The following is a 17,260-nucleotide window of genomic DNA, read 5'->3' on the forward strand; positions in this document are numbered from 1 at the left end:
CGAAGGCGCGCTGTGGCGCAACGGCAACTGGAAACTCGTCCTCAACCTGTACAAGCCGAGCTGGGGCGAGTCGTACCGCTCCATCGCCGCGCGCATGAGCGAGTTCGCACGCGAAAAAGTCGCGCAGCATCCCGGCGAACAGATCGTCGTCGTCAGCCACGAATCGCCGATCTGGTCGTACCGGCACCTGCTGGAGACCGGGCATCCGGAACACTGGATGTTCCTGCGCAAGACCGCGCTCGCATCCGTCACGTCCGTCACGTACGACTGCGCGACCGGCAATGTGATGTCAATCACGTACGTCGACCCCGCGGCCGACGTACAGTAGCGCGACAATGATAGACGGAGTAGCATGCCCGGCTACGGCGGGCGCGCTGCGGAAACGTATGCAAAGGAGCGAATATGGGGTTTGCAATCAATGACGATGCCGTCGCGCGCGTGGCCGCGTTGCCCGGTGTGCGCGCCGCGGCCGAGGCCGGTGCGCAGCTGATCGCGCTGTGGCCGCTGACCGACGCCAAGCAGATGGACAACGATGCGAAATACGCGGAGAACCTGCAGGTGCGTCTCACGCGCACGATCGCGCGCGTGGCGACCGGCGAGGATGTGACCGTGCCCGACGCCGAGTTCGTGTACGAAGGCGCGGACGAGATCCCCGGCCGCCCGCAGGAGATCGTCGACGCGCTGCTCGCCGCGAACGACGCGTACGACACGATGGTCGGCTACCGCGACCACCGCGATCCGAACGTGCTATTCGAGTCGACCGACGCGATGGGCGTGACGTGGTCGGACGCGACCGTCGACGCGCTGCGCGACGCCCTGCCGCAGGTCGAGCGGGCCGTTGCGGCGGATGCCGCCGATTCCGGTGGGGCCGAGGCCGGTGCGGCTGCGACCGGCGATCCGGCCGATGCCCCGGCGTCCCCCGAACTGGTCGACGGTCTGGCCGACCGATTCGCACAGGCTCTGGTGATCTGCGACGGACTGTTCGCCGTGATCGACGCAACGCTCGCGGCCGAACCCGGTTCGCGCGAGGCCGCCGTCGCCAAGCTGCCGATCATCCTGTTCGTCAACGAACTGCGCGAGCAGATGGCCGTGCCGCGCCTGTGCCTGAGCGACGGGCAGTATCAGGCACTGCTCGACGCGCGTGCGGCTGCGGCTGCGGCTGCGGCCGGCGGTTCGGACACGCTGGACGCCACTGCCGAGGCGATCGCGCTGATCGCCGTCAACGAGTGGAAGCGCCACTACGACGACGTGACCTGGGACCCCGACGAGGCCAAGCGTCGCGCCAAGGAGGAGGACGAGCGCAAGAACAAGGAGGCGCTCGCCGCCAAGTTCGCCCACATCAAGGACGACCCCTCCAAGCCCGAAGTCGAACTCTGACGTCGCGGTTCGGCGTCTGTCCCGAAGCGTCGGGAAACGACATATGAGAGGGCCGACCCCGCGTGGGATCGGCCCTCTGTCATGTGCTCAGTCATGCGCTCATGGGCGTGCCGCCGGCCATGCCGGAAGCTGCCCCGTCACTGCTGGGGCGGGTACTGGTTGTTGCCGTCGTACGGGTTCTGCGGCTGCTGGCCGCCGTTCTGCGGATACCCGTTCTGCGGATACGCGCCGGACGCTGGATCCGGATATTGGCCCTGATACTGCCCGTTGTACTGTCCGCTCGCGTCGGCGGGATATTGGGACTGCTGAGCCGGCTGAGCCACGGGCTGGGCGTACGGATCCTGCTGCGCCGGCTGGGCCGGATACTGGCCGTTGGGATACTGCTGCCCGTTCGGCTGGCCGTACTGGGGCTGGCCGTACTGGGGCTGGCCGTACTGGGGCTGGCCATACGGCTGTCCGTACTGCGTCTGTCCGTACTGCGCCTGCTGCGGCCCCATCGGCGGATACGGCTGGACATAGTCGTCGTCGAAACGCACACCTTCCGGCTTGCTGGCCTGGGCCATGAACACGATCCAGATGATGCCCGGAACAATCGCAAGCAGCAGGCCGAGCAGGAACACCATCACGCCGCCGGCCGACATGCCGTAGTGCTGCCCATACCCGTACCCGTAGTAGCCGCTGTCGTATCCGGCCAGCAGGCCGACGAGTGCGGTGCCGCCGCCCACGACCATGAGGATGCCGCCGATGAACGGCACGACGTACAGCGGGATCAGCAGCTTGCCGGAACGGTTCGTATCATGCAGTCGGCGCACACTCAATGCGACCGTCGGCCCGATAATCGCCAGATCCCAGATCACGGTCAGGAACGACGTGTGGCCGTCGGTCGATTCCGACAGCATGTTCAGCACGAAGCTGATCGCGAACGACGCCAGCATCCACCACCAGAACTCGCTGCGCGACGCGCGCCCCTTGAACGTGGCGTACTTCTTCCAGAACCGCAGGAACGCTTCCGGGAAGGGGCAGCCGTAATACGGCTTGTTCAGCGGTGGCACGCCGTACTGCACGCCCGCGCCCGGTCCGCCGGCCGGCATGCCGTACTGTGGCATCACGCCCTGCGGCGGCATCTGATAGCCCGGCTGACCCTGACCGTACGGATTCTGCCCGGCCTGTCCCTGACCGTACTGGCCTTGGTCATACGGATTCTGCCCGTACGGCTGGTTCGTCTGCCCGTACTGCGGCGCGTACTGTCCATACGCCGGCTGTTCCTGACCGGTCGGTGCGTACTGTCCGTACGACTGTCCGGCGTCCGGCTGACCGTATGCCTGATCGTACGGACTGGCCGAGCCGTACTGCGGTTGCGGATCGAACGGGTTGGCCGGGGGAGTCTGTGGTGCGGCCTGTCCGTAGGTTGCGTCGCCTGTCGTTTGTCCATATTCCGACTCGGCATACGACGGCTGGGTGTACGCCGACGAGTACGACTGGCCGTACGGTTCCTGCGCATAGCCGTTCGCATTGGTCGGGTCGCTTGGCTGCGGTGTCTGCGGCTCCGGCTGGGCGACCGGCGTGACCGGTGTCGCCGGCGTGGTCGGTTCAGGAGTAGTCGTCTCGGTCGGTGTGGTCGACTCGGTCGATTCGGTCGGCGTGATTGGTGTGGTCGAGGGCGCCGGCTCGGTCGGTGTGGTCGACTCGGTTGACGGCAGATGTGCACTGTTCGGCTCCGGCGTCTGGTTGTACAGCGTTTCCGCGCTCAAATCGGGGATGTCCGGCATGCTCAGAGACCCGACGCCGGGAATGTCCGGTATCGCCGGCACATGCGGCTCATTGGGATTGTTGTTGGCATCGGTCATCGTTTCGCTCCCTTCGCTGGAATGATGACGTTCACACCCATTCTTCCACAATTACGACGCTCCGTCCGTATTTGCCCAGTTCCCGTTTCTTCACTACGGGGAGCGTGACCGGGAGCGGATGGTCCCAATGGCAGGCATCTCAGAATCCTTGATATTCCAACGATTCCTGATCCGTCGGGTATCGGTGCGGGCGCTCCTCGTCACGCTCCCTGTCACATTTGCCGTGCGCGAGTTGGGCACGGGTCGGTTGCGCGGGCACTCCTGTGGGTCAGTCCTGCAGGGCGGCCCGCAGGTCAGTCCCGCCGCCACGCGTCGAAGAGCCGCAGCTTGGCGAACAGGTCGCCGAACAGGAGCCGGTTGTCGATCTGCGTGATCACATGAATGCCGCGCCCGGCCAAGGCGTCCGCCTCGCTCACCGGTTCGATTGGTCCCGGCCGGTCGTCGGCGTCCAGCGTCGGCCGCGCCGCAGTCACCCATCCGTGCGAGGCGGGGGCCGTGTCCCACGGCGTGAGCAGTGCGGTCAGGCTCACCAGCGGCGAATCGCCGAGGCAGTACGCGCCGGTCGGTCGAGTGCCGTACCGATTGCCGTTGAACCGAATACGGTCGATTTCACCGCACAGATACTCGCCCAGCTTGCCGCACGGCCGCACGTTCGCCGCCAGTTCCGCCGTCGAGACGAGGCATTGACGATAGGCGTTGCGCGGCACCTGCCACAGCGGCAGATCGCAGTCGGCGAGCAGCATGCGTGCCGCGACCGGGTCGATTTCGGCGTTGTACTCGCGCATCGGCCGGCCCAGCGGAGGTTCGGCCAGTCCCGGATACTCCTGACCGCCGATCCACACGACCGTCATGCGCCGGGCGATGCGCGGCTCGATCAGCCACGCGCTCATCAGATCGGTCACGCCGCCGCCGGCCACGTAGTACAGCGGCAGGTCGGTGTCGTCGCGCATCGCCTCGCGTATGATCGCCTCGCTCGCCGCGCCTCGCTGCGGGGTCGAGGGATCCGGCAACGGCAGTTCCGATCCGGTGACGAGCAGATCGTCGTAGTCTCGCAGTCCCATAAGCGCGAACATGCGCTCGATGCGGGCGCGTCCGTTCGCGGCTGTGGTGTCCGACCCGTCGATGAAGTCGCCGTGCCGCAGATGCGAGCAGACGATGAACCGGATGTCGACCGAATCCGAAAGCAGATGATGCGCGAGCTGGAACAGGTCGTCCGGGTCGCCCGCGAAGTCGTTGTCGATGATGACGCGACATGCGGCCTGCCGCGGCCCGTCGCCGAGCCATGGGCTCGTGTTCGGCCGCCATGTCCGTTCGGCGGCAGTGCCTGACTGATGACCGTCAATGATTTCCATGGTCCTCACCATTCCGTTTCATTGCAGCATATACAGCGTTGTAGTAAACAATACTCATCATACTCGCCAAGATACCGGAGGAGGCGCTTCTTATACGTCATGACACGAAGGGTCGGGAAGACCGGACGGGACATGACGCCGAGAAGGGGCCGTTGCACCGCGATCCGCGAATCACGCCATCAGACCCGCGAGCCCCAGATCGCCCGGTTGCCGCCGATCGCGGTGAACGTGAGCGTGGAGCGGCCGTCGGTCTCGCGCGGCAGCACCGCGAACACGCCCGTGTACGTCATGCCGTCGATCGTGAGCGCCACGTCGCTGTCGCAGCAGCGCACGCCGGCCGGGGCGGCGCCGAGCATCCGCCACGATCCGCGCGAGATGGGTCCGTCGGTCGGCCGCGGGGCCGCGCCCGGCGTGTCACTGAATTCGATCCGTCCGCCGCTGGTCACCCGGCCGTCGGGCTGCAGCGTGATCGTCTCCGGCAGGTTCACGCCGTGCCATGATCCGTCCGCGTCGCGCGTGCCGTCGAAGTACGTGTGCGGATCGTGCCGCACGAGCTCGTAGTCGCCGGCCAGATGCGCGGGATGCGCACGATCCGACTCGTATGACGGCCGTGCGTCCGTTGCGCGATCCGGCAACGCGGACGGCGGCAGCGCGACCGAACCGCGGTACTTGTACGGGGCGGCGGCCAGCCAGCCGTCGGCCGTGGGCAGCAGCTCGCGCACGCGCGCCTCGAAATCGTCCTCGCCGCGGCCAACGAACCGCGTGTGGTACGTGAGGAACAGCCGGCCGTCCGAGTTGCGAGTCAGCACCGAATTGTGCCCCTGCGACACCTCCACGTCGCGGTCGCTGACCGGCCCGCCGCTCCATCGCACCGACGACGTGAGCCGCACGCCGGTGTCCTTGGTCTGGTTGTCGGGGATCTCGCCGTTGGAGATGGCCGGATTGCCGTTCTGGTCGACGTACGGGCCGACGAGGTTGCGCGAGCGGAACAGGCGGATCTGGTAGCCGCCGGTGCGGCCGAGCCAGCCGTACGACATGAACAGGTACCACCAGCCGTTGCGGTGCACGAAATACGAGCCTTCGCCGGAATTCCAGTAGCCGCCGGCGACCTTCACGCCGTAGTACGGGTCGGACGCGTCGGGCACGAGCGGGTAACGCGTCGCGTAGTCGCGCAGGCCGGTGGCCGGGTCGAGCCTGAACATCCAGATGCCGCCGAACCACGAGCCGACGCTCATCCACATCTCGCCGTGGTCGCAGCGGATCGGCGCGGCGTCGATCGCGTTGATCCGCGTGTCCTTGAGCGAACGGTAGCGGGCGAGATCACCGTGAGCCTCCGTCTCGCCGAGCACACGCGGCACGTCGGTCGCGTCGACGTTGTCCGGACCGAACCCGGAGTAGACGACCGGCCCGACGTACGTCCAGTCGCCGTCGAGATGCTCGGCGGTCAGCAGCACGATCACCGAACGGAATTCATGGCCGTTGACCGACAGGTACATGCACCACTTGCGCATCACGTCGTTCCACACCACGTCCGGGGCCCAGGTGTTGCCGCGCAGATCGGGGTTCTCCGGCTGCTCGGGCCACGCCTGCCAGATCGAACCGAGCAGACGTTCCGGATCGCGGCTCAGGTTGTTCTCGAACGGCTTCCAGTGGACGAGGTCGCTGCTGCGCGCCCACTTGCGGTGCGTGCCGAACAGGTAGTACGTGCCGTTCTCCTCGATGATGGCCGGGTCGTGGATGGCGGGGCCGGGTACGGCCGGGGCGTGTTGCTGGTTCATGCGTCTTCCTTATGGGTATGCGGGCCGTGAGGACCCTACTTCTGCGAGCCCCAGATGCACAGGTTGTTGCCGATGGCCGAGAACGTCATGACCTGCTTGAGGTCCTTGTCGCGTGGCAGCAGGTCGAACACGCCCTGATATTCCGTGCCGTCGAGCGTGATGCTCATCTGGTCGGAGCCGTCCTTGACGCTCCATGTGCCGGTCTGGTCGCCGGTCACGGTGCCGTCGGACTTGAGTGTGATGTTCACCGCCTCGTTGACGCCGATGTAGTCGGTGCTGTCCTGGTCGGCGATGTTCTTCTTGCCTTGGAAGAACGTGTTCTGCGCGTGCGTGACCAGCTCGTAGTCGCCGGCCAGCCTGGACTTGTCGTAGCCCTTGGTCGCGGCCTTGACGCCGGTGTATTCGTATGGCGCGGCCACGATCCAGCCGTCGGAGGTGGGCAGCAGCTCGCGCACGCGCACCTCGTGCTCCTCGCCGCGGTTGGAGAAGCGCGTGTGGTAGATGATGTACGCGGTGCCGTCGCTGTCGACGAACGCCGAGTTGCCGCCCTGCGCGACCTCGATGTTCGTGTTGTCGTTGCCGCTCCACTTGACGGACGCCATCAGGCGCACGCCGATGTCCGACGTCCAGTTGCTCGCGACGGATCCGGTGTAGACGGCCGGGTTGCCGTTCTCGTCGACGTACGGGCCGGTGATGTCCTTGGAGCGGAACATGCGGATCTGGTAGCCGCCGGTCTGCTGCAGCGCGCCGTAGGAGGCGAACAGGTACCAGTAGCCGTTGGTGTGCAGCAGGTAGGAGCCTTCTCCGGAGTTGCCGTAGCCGCCGGCGAGCTTGATGCCGTAGTACTGGTCGGACTTGTCGGTCACGGTCTGGTAGGTGGTCTTGTAGTCGCGCAGGCCGGTGGCGGGGTCGAGCTTGAACATCCACAGGCCGCCGAACCACGAGCCGAACGTCATCCACATGTCGCCGTTGTCGTCGGTCTCGACGCTCGGGTCGATCGCGTTGATCTCGGTGTCGCCGGGGGACAGGTATCGGGTGGGCACCTCGTCGGTGCCGAGCACCTTGCCGACGTCGGTCTTGTCCATCGTCTCGGTGCGGAAGCCGGAGTAGACGACCGGTCCGACGTACGTCCAGTCGCCGCCGAGATGGTCGGCGGTCAGCAGCACGATCACGGACTTGTAGTTGGTGCCGTTGACGGACATGTACATGCACCACTTCTTCATGGTCTTGTTGTAGACGACCTCGGGGGCCCACATGTTGCCGGTCAGGTCGGAGTTGGACGGCTGCTGGGGCCATTCCTTCCAGATGCCGCCGAGGATGTCCTTGAAATCGGTGCTCAGGTTGTCGGTGAACGGCTCCCAGTTGACCAGGTCAGTGCTCTTGTACCACGCGCGGTGCGAGCCGTAGATGTAGTACGTGTCGCCGTCCTTGGCGATGGTCGGGTCGTGCGAGGAGGCGCGTTTGATGTCGGAGACCTTGGAGACGACGGGCTTGCTGCCGTCCGCCGCGGTTGCGGAACAGCCGGCGAGCGGCGCGACGGCGGCGATGACGACGATGGCGGCCGCGATGACGCGGCGCGCGAGAGATGACTTCATGGTGTCCCTTTCGTTGGTTGGTTCCATGACCGGATCGTCTGGCAAATGGGCTTTGTTGGGGTGTACGGACACGACGCGGCGATGCATTTGTACAACGATGTAATTATGAGTATACTGTACATCGATGTAAAAGACAAGTCGAGACGAAAGGCCGTCACATTGTCAAGCGCTTATTCCCTGATGTGCTATACGCGCATCCCCACCAGCCGCGACGAGGCGAACAACGAGGACATCGCGCTGAGCATGCACCTCGCGCTGCGCTCGCAGACCACCGGCGAATGGATGCCGCTCAACGAAAACTACGGCGTGTTCTTCGCCGCCGCCGTGCCGCGTGACGGCGTGCCGGCCTCCGCGCGCCGCGCCTGCACCGCCGCCGAGCGCCTCGCCGGCGAGCCCGCGGCCGACAGGCCGCCGGTCAGCGACGCCGTCGCGTTCGACGCGGTGATGCCCGACGTCGACACCGTGCTCAAGAGCCTCACGGACCCGTACCTGTTCCGCCTGCGCGACGGACGCTTCGGCATCGCCGCGACCCGCACCGCGCGCGGCGGCGGGGCCGACGGCTCCGAACGCTCCTCGTTCCTGCTCGCCGTCAGCCGCGACCTGCGCTCCTACACGCAGCTCGGCATGGTCCGACTCGACACCGAGGCCGGCGTGCGCCGCCCCGCCGTCGACTTCGACGGCCGGCGCTATGTCATCCGCTGGCGCGACGACGAAGGCGCCGCGCACGCCGCCGCCACGCCCGACATCCTCGCCGCGGCCAACGCCGCGCCGTTGTCCGTCGTCGACTCCGTGCCGGTGGCCCCCGCCTCCCCGGCCGCCGGCGAATTCCCCGCCCTCGGCTCCATCCGCCCCGGCAACGTCGTCGAGATCACCGAAACCGAGGCCGCCGCGCTCATCGCGCGCTTCGGCCGCGTCTACAACACCGGCGTCACGGTCCGCCCGTTCTCGCTGCCCGCCGACCTGCGCGGCGAGGACGCGCGCGCCGCGGTCCGCACGCTCGCCAACGCGACCGCGACGCTGCGCTACTCCGACGGATCCGACGCGAACCGCGCCGTCGACTGGAACGCCGACCAGCTGGCCGCGCTCGCCGACGACGCCGCGGCCGGCCGTCTCGCGCCCGGCCAGACGCGCCGCATCGACGGCCGCGTCCGGCAGACCGTCTACCCCGTCCCGTTCGCCGTCGAACGCGCCGACCCGTCCGTCTTCGCATGGAACTTCAACGGCGAGCCGATGTTCCTGTTCATCGCGACCGACGACACCGACGGCAACTGCATCGACCCGAACGGCGGCCGCACGCATATGCCGCTGCGCGTCGCATCGTCGATTCTCGAACTGTCGGATGCGGCCGGCGGACGCGAGCGCGAGATCGACCTGCTCAGGCGCGGCGACCGCAACAGCGAGGGCCGTGTGATGACCGGCTGCTTCTGGGCACCCGAACTGCACGTGATCGGCGGGCGGCTGTCCGTCCTGTTCATGCCGTGCTTCGACGGCGGGCCGACGAATCCGGACGGCTCGCCGAATCCGGCCGCGGGACGGCCGGACATGTGGACCGGCAGCTGCCACATCATGCAGCTGAAGCAGGACGCCGACGGCCGTGACCTCGATCCGCGCGACGCGGCCAACTGGGATGCGCCGCGGCCGATCCTCGACCCGGACGGCGGCCCGCTCAACCCGGTGCAGCGCATCTCGCTCGACATGACCGTCATCCAGGACTCCGGACGCTGGTACTACGCGTGGCAGCAGGTCGGCAGCGTGTGGATCGCCGCGTTCGACCCGGAGAGGCCGGACCGGCTCACGTCGAAGCCGCGGCAGATCATCGTGCCCGAGTTCGCGTGGGACAATCTCATCGCGGAGGGACCGAACGCGGTCGTGCACGACGGACGCATCTGGCTGATCTACTCGGGCTCGCTCGTCGGCATCGACTACACGACCGGCGTGGTGAGCGCGCCGGCCGGCCAGCGCGCCGATCTGACCGATCCGGCCGTGTGGACGAAGCTCGACTACCCGCTGCAGAAGTCCGGCGTGTACAACGGCGAATGGCAGCTCGGCACCGGCCACGGCATGTGGTCTCACGACGAGGATGGCAACCTCATCTACGTGTTCCACAACGCGGAGTACGAGAACGGGCGCTACGGCGGCCGCGACGCGCAGGTGCGCCGCGTCCACTGGGCCGCCGACGGCATGCCAATTCTTGACATGCAGTCCGACGAGGAGCTCAATCCGGCCTATGCTTGTATAACGATGGAAATCGTGGTGCGGTAGGCCGCTTCCGCCTCTGCCGTCGCCCGCTGCCGTGCGTTGGGCGGGCGACGGTCTGTTTTCCGGCGATACCGCTGTCGCCGCAACGCATGCCATCGAACGACGAGAACAGAATATGGAGAACATCATGAGCAGCAATGCGGCAACGGCGGGCCCCGAGCGCGTCGTGACGATGCGCGACGTGGCCAAGGCGGCCGGCGTATCGATCAAGACCGTCTCGAACGTGGTCAACGACTACCAGTTCGTATCCGACAAGACGCGCGACAAGGTCAACAAGGCGATCGAGGAGCTCGGCTACGTGATGAACGTGTCCGCGCGCAACCTGCGCCGCGGGCGCACCGGCATCATCGGCCTGGCGATCCCGGACCTGCAGATGCCGTACTTCGCGCAGCTGTCGTCGCTGGTGATCGAGGAGGCGAAGAAGGTCGGGCTGCGCGTGATCGTCGAACCGACGCTGTACTCGCGCGAGGGCGAGTTCGACGCGTTGCTCGGCTCCCAGCAGTCGATGATGGACGGCCTGATCTATTCGCCGCTGCATCTGGGGCTCGACGACATCAAGGACCTCAAACTGGAATACCCGCTGGTGCTCGTCGGCGAACGCATCTTCACCGAACGCTTCGACCACATCGCCACCGAGAACATCGAGGGCGCCAAGCACGCCACCCAGTACCTGCTGCAGTCCGGCTGCAAGCGCGTGGCCGTGCTGGGCACCCACCCGGGCGAGGACATCGGCTCCGCGTCGCTGCGACTGCGCGGCTACAAGGAGGCGCTCGAGGAGACCGGCGTCGACTACGATCCGCGGCTCGAGGCTCCGGTGGGCATGTGGCACCGCACCGATGGCGTGGCCGCGATGAACGCGCTGCTCGACTCGGGCGCGAACCCGGACGGCGTCGTCGCGCTCAACGACATGCTCGCGGCCGGCGCGATGCATGCGATCCAGATGCGCGGCCTGCGCATTCCGGAGGACATCTCCGTGATCGGCTTCGACAATTCGGACGACTCGCAGTACCTGTCGCCGGCGCTCACCTCGATCGCGCCGGGGCTGGAGGCGGTGGCGCGCATGTCGGTGCGCGTGCTCAACGAGCGCATCGCCGGGATGAACCCGCTCGGCAACGACACCGCGGACCCGATCTTCCGCAAGGTCGCCTCCACGCTGGTGGTGCGCGATTCCACCCGCGCGGTGTAGCCGGCCCTTTTTGGGCGTTGGTTCCTGGTGGGTAACAGCGTGGTTCTCGCCAGATTCTCACGCGAAATACCGTTTTGGCGTTGGAACTTGGTGGGGAGCATATGGTTCTCGCCGGTTTCCAACGCCGGTACCCCTCTTGGTGTTGGTTGTTGACGGGTAACACGTGGTTCTTGCCGTTTTCTAACGCAGTGTGCCTTGTTGGTGTTGGCGGCTGGCGGGTAACAGCGTGGTTCTTGCCATTTTCCAACGCTGGGTGCCTTGTTGGCGTTGGAACTTGGTGAGCGACAATATGATCTCGCCGGTTTCCAACGCCGAGGAGGCTGGGCGCGCCGGCTTGGCGGATCGCGGGAAACGCCGGTTTGTTTCATCGTTGTACATTTGCTAGTATTCATCGTTGTAAATCGAAGAATCCGTTGGATTGCAAAGGATGAACAATGACTGTTTACAACAATCCGATCGTGCTGCAGCGTGCCGACCCGTGGGTGCTCAAGGTCGACGGCGAATACTGGTTCACCGCCTCCGACCCGGAGTACGACAAGATCGCCATCCGCCACGCCTCGGCGATCAACGACCTGCAGAAGGCCCCGGAGACCGTGGTCTGGCGCAAGCACGAGACCGGCCCGTGCAGCAAATACATCTGGGCCCCCGAACTGCACCGCGTGAACGGCGCGTGGTACATCTACTTCGCCGGCGCGGAACGCGAGTTCGAGCCGAACGGCATGCCCACGCACCGCATGTTCGTGCTCGAGAACACCGACGACGACCCGACCACCGACAACTGGACCGAGAAGGGCCAGATCGTCACGCCGATCGACTCGTTCTCGCTCGACGCCACCACCGAGGTGATCGACGGCGTGCAGTACCTCGTCTGGGCGCAGAAGGACCCGGACATCCCCGGCAACTCCAACCTGTACATCGCCCCGATGGCCAACCCGTGGACGCTCGCGGCCGACCCGGTCATGCTCACCAAGCCGGAATACGACTGGGAGTGCATCGACTTCCTCGTCAACGAGGGTCCGGCGTTCCTGTTCCACGACGACAAGGTCTTCATCACGTACTCCGCGTCCGGCACCGGCGTGCCGTATGCCGTCGGCCTGCTGACCGCCGACCGCGGCGCCGACCTGACGGACCCGGCGAGCTGGACGAAGAGCCCGGTGCCGGTGTTCAAGACCTGCGCCGCCAACGGCCAGTTCGGCCCCGGCCACAACTCGTTCACCAAGTCCGAGGACGATGCCGAGGATCTGATGATCTACCACGCCCGCAACTACACCGACATCAAGGGCGATCCGCTGTTCGACCCGAACCGTCACGCCCGCGTCGGCGTGGTGCGCTGGCGCGAGGACGGCACCCCGGACTTCGGCGTGCCCGAGCCGGACGACGTGTGGTCGCCGATCACGACCGACGTGCTGCCGCCCGACGGCGGGGAACTGGCCGGATCGGCCGTCCGATGACGGCGTGACCGCGCTTCCGGCGGGTGCGCGGCGCCCGCCGGAATCCATCGGCAAGAAAAAATCTTGAACCCGTTCGACCGTTTTTAGCGGTCCGATTTGCGAAAATCGTTGGAACCAAGCCGAACAATCGGCGTGTCAGTCGATTTGTACATCGATAGAAAACGCGCTATACTAAATTCCATCGTTGTAAACGAGCGGTGAGGCTCACAGTGAACGCAACAACGGCGTTGACCGATATCAGTACGACATGAGTCGCCCGTAAGCAGCGAGGCAACCGTCTTGGGAAACCAGGAGGACAAGGAGGAAACCCATGAACATCAAGAAGAAGATCGTCGCGGCCACCGCGATGGTGCTGGCCGCCGGCCTCACGCTCGCCGGCTGTGGCGCCGAGAAGAGCGAGACCAACGCCGACGGCAAGCCGGTCATCAAGATCACGCTCATCAAGCGCAGCACCCAGATCGAAGCCAAGAAGATGAAGCTCACCAAGGACCTCGAGGCCGCCTGCGACTGCGAGATCAAGTGGGAGGAGATCCTCGACACCCAGTGGGCCCAGCAGGCCTCCACCGTGCTCGCCTCCGGCGACGTGAGCGACATCACCATCTGGGGCTACAACGCCGACAACTTCGCCCAGTACAACTACTGGGAGGACCTGAGCGACGACCTCGACCAGATGCCGAACGTTCAGGCCTACTTCAAGGCCGTCCCGGAGGCCAAGATGTTCGGCTCCGACCTTGAGGGCCACGTCTGGCAGGTCCCGTCCGACTACGGCAACGCCTCCGGCGCCAAGTGGTCCAGCGGCCAGAACCTGATGATCAACAAGACCTGGCTCGACAAGCTCGGCCTGCAGGTTCCGAAGACCTGGGACGACCTGACCAAGGTCCTCACCGCGTTCAAGAACGACGATCCGAACGGCAACGGCAAGGCCGACGAGGTCCCGATGCTCATCAACCAGCTCGGCACCGCGGGCTTCGGCTGGTGGAGCCCGTTCCTGCTGCTCAACGGCACCGGCCAGAACACCCAGGTCATCACCTCCGCCGGCTCCCAGGGCATCTACGTCAAGGACGGCAAGGTCGGCAACTGGATGCTCTCCGACAACTTCCGCAAGGTCATCGAGTACTACCACTCCCTGATCAAGGCCGGCCTCATGCCCGCCGACGTGCTCACCCGCGACGCCTCGCTGAACACCGCCGACATCTCCTCCGACGGCAAGACCGCCAAGGTCGGCCTGATCTTCGGCTGGAACACCGGCAACTTCGGCGACCTGTCCGATGAGTACGAGTCCATCGAGGTCCCGGCCGCGCCGGGCGTCTCCTACGACCAGACCACGTGGGAGCCGGAGTTCCAGGACATCTACAACGGCGCCGCCGTCAAGGCCGGCCTCGACGACGCGCACAAGACCGCCGCGCTCAAGATCATCAACGAGTTCCTCGATCCGGACATCTCCATGGAGTCCTACTACGGCGACCTTGGCAAGTACATCGAGAACAAGGGCGACGGCGTCTACAACGTCATCAAGTTCCAGGACGACCTGTCCACCTTCGGCCTAGCCGACCGCGGCCTGACCTGGGTGCGCGACGACATGAGCGTCACCGGCGACCAGGACAAGGTCCTCGCCGAGAAGGACGGCACCGTCTACAAGACCCAGCAGTCGCACATCGGCGAGAAGGACCTGATCCCGATGTACACCCGCCTGAGCGCCGAGGACAACACCACCGTGTCGAACAACAACTCGACCATCTGGAACTACGCCCTGCCGCTCATCTCCACCTGGATCCAGGACGGCGGCCTTGACGACGCCTCGTGGAACACCTACGTCGACACCCTCAAGAAGAGCGGCATCGAGGACAACATCAAGCTCTGGCAGAAGGCCTACGACGACACCATCGCGGCGTCCAAGTAAGCCCGGAGCCTGACCGCAGCGCCAGCCGCACCCAACAACCCACGCAAGGCCCGCCCCGCCGCCCGGCTCACGCCCGGCCCCGGAAGGGGCGGGCCTTGCCTGTTCCATACACTTCGCTTCACACCTCGTTTTCCCCTATCCGCAATCTGTGAAAGGATGGCCATGGCTTCCGCAATCAAAGGCACGCATCGCGCCGAAGCCGCCACGCCCGCGCCGAACAAGGCCGGCGTCGACATTCCTGACAACGACTACATCGCACGGCACCGTCCGCTACCCACCCGCATCGCAACCCACATGAGCCGCTACTGGCAGCTGTGGGCCATGTCGATCCCCGCAATCTTCTTCGTCGTCCTCTTCGCCTACGTGCCGATGTACGGCATCCAGCTCGCGTTCCGCGAGTTCGTCCCCGGCAAGGGCCTGACCGGCGGCAAGTGGGTCGGCTTCAAGTACTTCACCAAGTTCTTCGAATCCCCGCAGTTCTCCAGCCTGATCATCAACACCGTCCGCGTCTCCCTCGGAACGCTCGTGCTCGGCTTCATCGCGCCGATCATCCTCGCGCTGCTCATCAACCAGATCGGCGGCAAGAAGACCAAGTCGTTCGTGCAGACGGTCACGTACATGCCGCACTTCATCTCCACCGTCGTCATCGTCTCGATGATCAACATCTTCCTCGCGCCGAACTCCGGCATGATCGGACGCTTCCTCGGCCCGACCAACATCCTCGGCAACCCGGACGCATTCGCCCCGATCTACTGGATCACCGAGGTCTGGCAGCACTGCGGCTGGAACTCCATCATCTACCTCGCCGCGCTCGCCGGCGTGGACACCTCCCTGTACGAGGCCGCGAAGATGGACGGCGCCGGCCGACTCCAGCTCATCCGCTACGTCGACATCCCGGCCATCCTGCCCACCTGCGGCATCCTGCTCATCCTGAACATGGGCGGCGTGCTCGGCGTCGGCTTCGAGAAGGTCTACCTGATGCAGAACTCGCTGAACCTGTCCGGTTCCGAGGTGCTTTCGACCTTCGTGTACAAGATGGGCCTCGTCTCGAACCAGTACAGCTACTCCACCGCCATCGGCCTGTTCAACACGGTGATCAACTTCGCGTTCCTGATCGCCGCGAACGCGATCGCCAAGCGCGCGTCCAACACCAGCATCTTCTGATGCAGGGCCAACGAATCGTCACATCAGGCAAGAAAGGATCATCATCATGAGTGCATCCGCCCCCACGATCGCGCCCAAGGCATCGAGCGCCGACATTCCGTGGAACCCCAAGGTCCGCCAGCACAAGCAGCCGGTCGACTGGGTCGTCGACATCCTCATCGCGGCCATTCTGATCGCCGTCGTGTTCATCACGATCTACCCGCTGTGGTTCATCGTCATCGCCAGCTTCTCGAACGCCGGCCTCGTCTCGCAGGGCGAGGTGACGCTGCTGCCGAAGGGCATCAACTTCAGCGGCTACGTCAAGGTCATGCAGGAGCCGCGCATCTGGATCGGCTACCGCAACACCATCCTGTACTCGGTCGTCGGCACGCTGGTCAACATGATCGTCACGCTGCCCGTCGGCTTCGCGATGTCCCGCGCCGAGTTCAAGCCGCGCCGCATCATCCTGTTCCTGTTCACCTTCACGATGTTCTTCTCCGGCGGCCTGATCCCGGGCTACCTGCTCTTCAAGGACCTCGGCATCCTGAACACCATGTGGGTCTTCATCCTGCCGGGCGCGGTGAGCGTGTACAACGTGATCATCGTGCGCTCCTTCTTCGAATCGTCGATTCCGGAGGAACTGCACGACGCGGCCCAGATCGACGGCCTCGGCTACTTCCGCTACTTCATGAAGATCGTGCTGCCGCTGAGCTCCGCCATCATCGGCGTGATCGCGCTGTACTACTTCGTGGGCCACTGGAACGACTACTTCACCGGCCTTATCTACATCCGCGATCAGAACAAGCAGCCGCTGCAGGTCATCCTGCAGAACATCCTGCTCGCCAACCAGATCACCACGTCCGGCGGCGGCTCGAGCAACGGCCAGTCCATGATCGAACGCCAGCAGCTCGCCGACTCGATCAAGTACGGCATCATCATCGTCTCCACCCTGCCGCTTCTGGTCATCTACCCGTTCCTCCAGAAGTACTTCACCAAGGGCGTCATGATCGGTGCGGTCAAGGGCTGAGCCGTTAAACGGACAGTCCGGTGGACTGTCCGTAGGCTCAGCCTGAGCGAGACGGTAGTCGAGCGAAGGTCGGATTGAGTCTCGCGCATCGCGCGAGTCCATAGTTGCAGGCCTGAGCGAATACCTGCCGCGGCGCGGTTCCTTTCCTCTCCTCCTTGCGCCGCGGCCATCCGTTCATCCCCTCCTTGCGCCGCGGCCATCCGTTCATCCCCTCCCGGCCGCGCGGCGTGCCGCGACGCACCCGCCTTGCGTGCCTTCAGGCGGTGCCGCGCCGCCAGCCAGCCGTTCCACGGCCGGGAACCCAGCCCCGCGTCCCAACCGACGCGGGGCTTTTTCGTCGCCTGT

12 protein-coding genes are annotated in these 17,260 nt (G+C 65.5%); 8 read left to right on the forward strand and 4 right to left on the reverse strand.

Going from position 1 to position 17,260, the window contains the following annotated elements; translation table 11 throughout:
• Both JS533_RS00630 and JS533_RS00635 read left to right on the forward strand, forming a co-directional pair.
• Nucleotides 1-328, forward strand: a 328-nt coding sequence (locus tag JS533_RS00630; protein ID WP_219059207.1) for a histidine phosphatase family protein, incomplete at its 5' end; no start/stop codon positions are given.
• Nucleotides 329-402: 74 nt separating this feature from the next.
• Nucleotides 403-1,377, forward strand: a complete 975-nt coding sequence (locus tag JS533_RS00635; protein WP_241512651.1) for a hypothetical protein — start codon at nucleotides 403-405, stop codon at nucleotides 1,375-1,377.
• 137 nt (nucleotides 1,378-1,514) lie between these two features.
• Here the strand turns inward: JS533_RS00635 and JS533_RS13655 are convergent, their stop codons facing one another.
• From JS533_RS13655 to JS533_RS00660, 4 genes are all read right to left on the reverse strand, one after another.
• Nucleotides 1,515-3,224 carry a DUF805 domain-containing protein gene (locus JS533_RS13655; protein WP_274619122.1) on the reverse strand — a complete coding sequence of 570 codons (1,710 nt, stop codon included), beginning with the start codon at nucleotides 3,222-3,224 and terminating at the stop codon, nucleotides 1,515-1,517.
• Nucleotides 3,225-3,517: 293 nt separating this feature from the next.
• Complete coding sequence (locus JS533_RS00650; protein WP_241512652.1) at nucleotides 3,518-4,576, reverse strand: nucleoside hydrolase; 1,059 nt, start codon at nucleotides 4,574-4,576, stop codon at nucleotides 3,518-3,520.
• Between the two features lie 179 nt (nucleotides 4,577-4,755).
• Nucleotides 4,756-6,354, reverse strand: coding sequence for a glycoside hydrolase family 43 protein (locus JS533_RS00655; RefSeq protein WP_241512653.1), 1,599 nt, complete (start codon nucleotides 6,352-6,354; stop codon nucleotides 4,756-4,758).
• Between the two features lie 35 nt (nucleotides 6,355-6,389).
• Nucleotides 6,390-7,949, reverse strand: coding sequence for a glycoside hydrolase family 43 protein (locus JS533_RS00660; protein WP_241512654.1), 1,560 nt, complete (start codon nucleotides 7,947-7,949; stop codon nucleotides 6,390-6,392).
• Nucleotides 7,950-8,108: 159 nt separating this feature from the next.
• On the opposite strand from JS533_RS00660, the gene JS533_RS00665 reads away from it, so the two are divergent.
• From JS533_RS00665 to JS533_RS00690, 6 genes are all read left to right on the forward strand, one after another.
• Nucleotides 8,109-10,211 (forward strand): family 43 glycosylhydrolase, encoded by a 2,103-nt coding sequence (locus JS533_RS00665; protein WP_241512735.1) that lies wholly within the window; start codon nucleotides 8,109-8,111, stop codon nucleotides 10,209-10,211.
• A 124-nt stretch (nucleotides 10,212-10,335) separates the two neighbouring features.
• The gene (locus JS533_RS00670; RefSeq protein WP_241512655.1) at nucleotides 10,336-11,394 is read left to right on the forward strand and encodes a LacI family DNA-binding transcriptional regulator; all 1,059 of its coding nucleotides are present in this window, start codon (nucleotides 10,336-10,338) and stop codon (nucleotides 11,392-11,394) included.
• A 434-nt stretch (nucleotides 11,395-11,828) separates the two neighbouring features.
• Nucleotides 11,829-12,845 carry a glycoside hydrolase family 43 protein gene (locus tag JS533_RS00675; protein WP_241512656.1) on the forward strand — a complete coding sequence of 339 codons (1,017 nt, stop codon included), beginning with the start codon at nucleotides 11,829-11,831 and terminating at the stop codon, nucleotides 12,843-12,845.
• 310 nt (nucleotides 12,846-13,155) lie between these two features.
• Nucleotides 13,156-14,745, forward strand: a complete 1,590-nt coding sequence (locus JS533_RS00680; RefSeq protein ID WP_241512657.1) for an extracellular solute-binding protein — start codon at nucleotides 13,156-13,158, stop codon at nucleotides 14,743-14,745.
• A gap of 162 nt (nucleotides 14,746-14,907) precedes the next feature.
• Complete coding sequence (locus JS533_RS00685; RefSeq protein ID WP_241512658.1) at nucleotides 14,908-15,909, forward strand: ABC transporter permease; 1,002 nt, start codon at nucleotides 14,908-14,910, stop codon at nucleotides 15,907-15,909.
• 46 nt (nucleotides 15,910-15,955) lie between these two features.
• Nucleotides 15,956-16,915, forward strand: a complete 960-nt coding sequence (locus tag JS533_RS00690; RefSeq protein ID WP_241512659.1) for a carbohydrate ABC transporter permease — start codon at nucleotides 15,956-15,958, stop codon at nucleotides 16,913-16,915.
• Nucleotides 16,916-17,260 lie beyond the last annotated feature (345 nt).

It is taken from the genome of Bifidobacterium amazonense (assembly GCF_018555435.2).
Lineage (GTDB): Bacteria > Actinomycetota > Actinomycetes > Actinomycetales > Bifidobacteriaceae > Bifidobacterium > Bifidobacterium amazonense.

Coding starts and splice junctions, on each gene's coding strand:
- JS533_RS00680 (WP_241512657.1), top strand. CDS start 13,156: ATGAACATCAAGAAGAAGATCGTCGCGGCCACCGCGATGGTGCTGGCC.
- JS533_RS00685 (WP_241512658.1), top strand. CDS start 14,908: ATGGCTTCCGCAATCAAAGGCACGCATCGCGCCGAAGCCGCCACGCCC.
- JS533_RS00635 (WP_241512651.1), top strand. CDS start 403: ATGGGGTTTGCAATCAATGACGATGCCGTCGCGCGCGTGGCCGCGTTG.
- JS533_RS00660 (WP_241512654.1), bottom strand. CDS start 7,949: ATGAAGTCATCTCTCGCGCGCCGCGTCATCGCGGCCGCCATCGTCGTC.
- JS533_RS00650 (WP_241512652.1), bottom strand. CDS start 4,576: ATGGAAATCATTGACGGTCATCAGTCAGGCACTGCCGCCGAACGGACA.
- JS533_RS00675 (WP_241512656.1), top strand. CDS start 11,829: ATGACTGTTTACAACAATCCGATCGTGCTGCAGCGTGCCGACCCGTGG.
- JS533_RS00655 (WP_241512653.1), bottom strand. CDS start 6,354: ATGAACCAGCAACACGCCCCGGCCGTACCCGGCCCCGCCATCCACGAC.
- JS533_RS00670 (WP_241512655.1), top strand. CDS start 10,336: ATGAGCAGCAATGCGGCAACGGCGGGCCCCGAGCGCGTCGTGACGATG.
- JS533_RS13655 (WP_274619122.1), bottom strand. CDS start 3,224: ATGACCGATGCCAACAACAATCCCAATGAGCCGCATGTGCCGGCGATA.
- JS533_RS00690 (WP_241512659.1), top strand. CDS start 15,956: ATGAGTGCATCCGCCCCCACGATCGCGCCCAAGGCATCGAGCGCCGAC.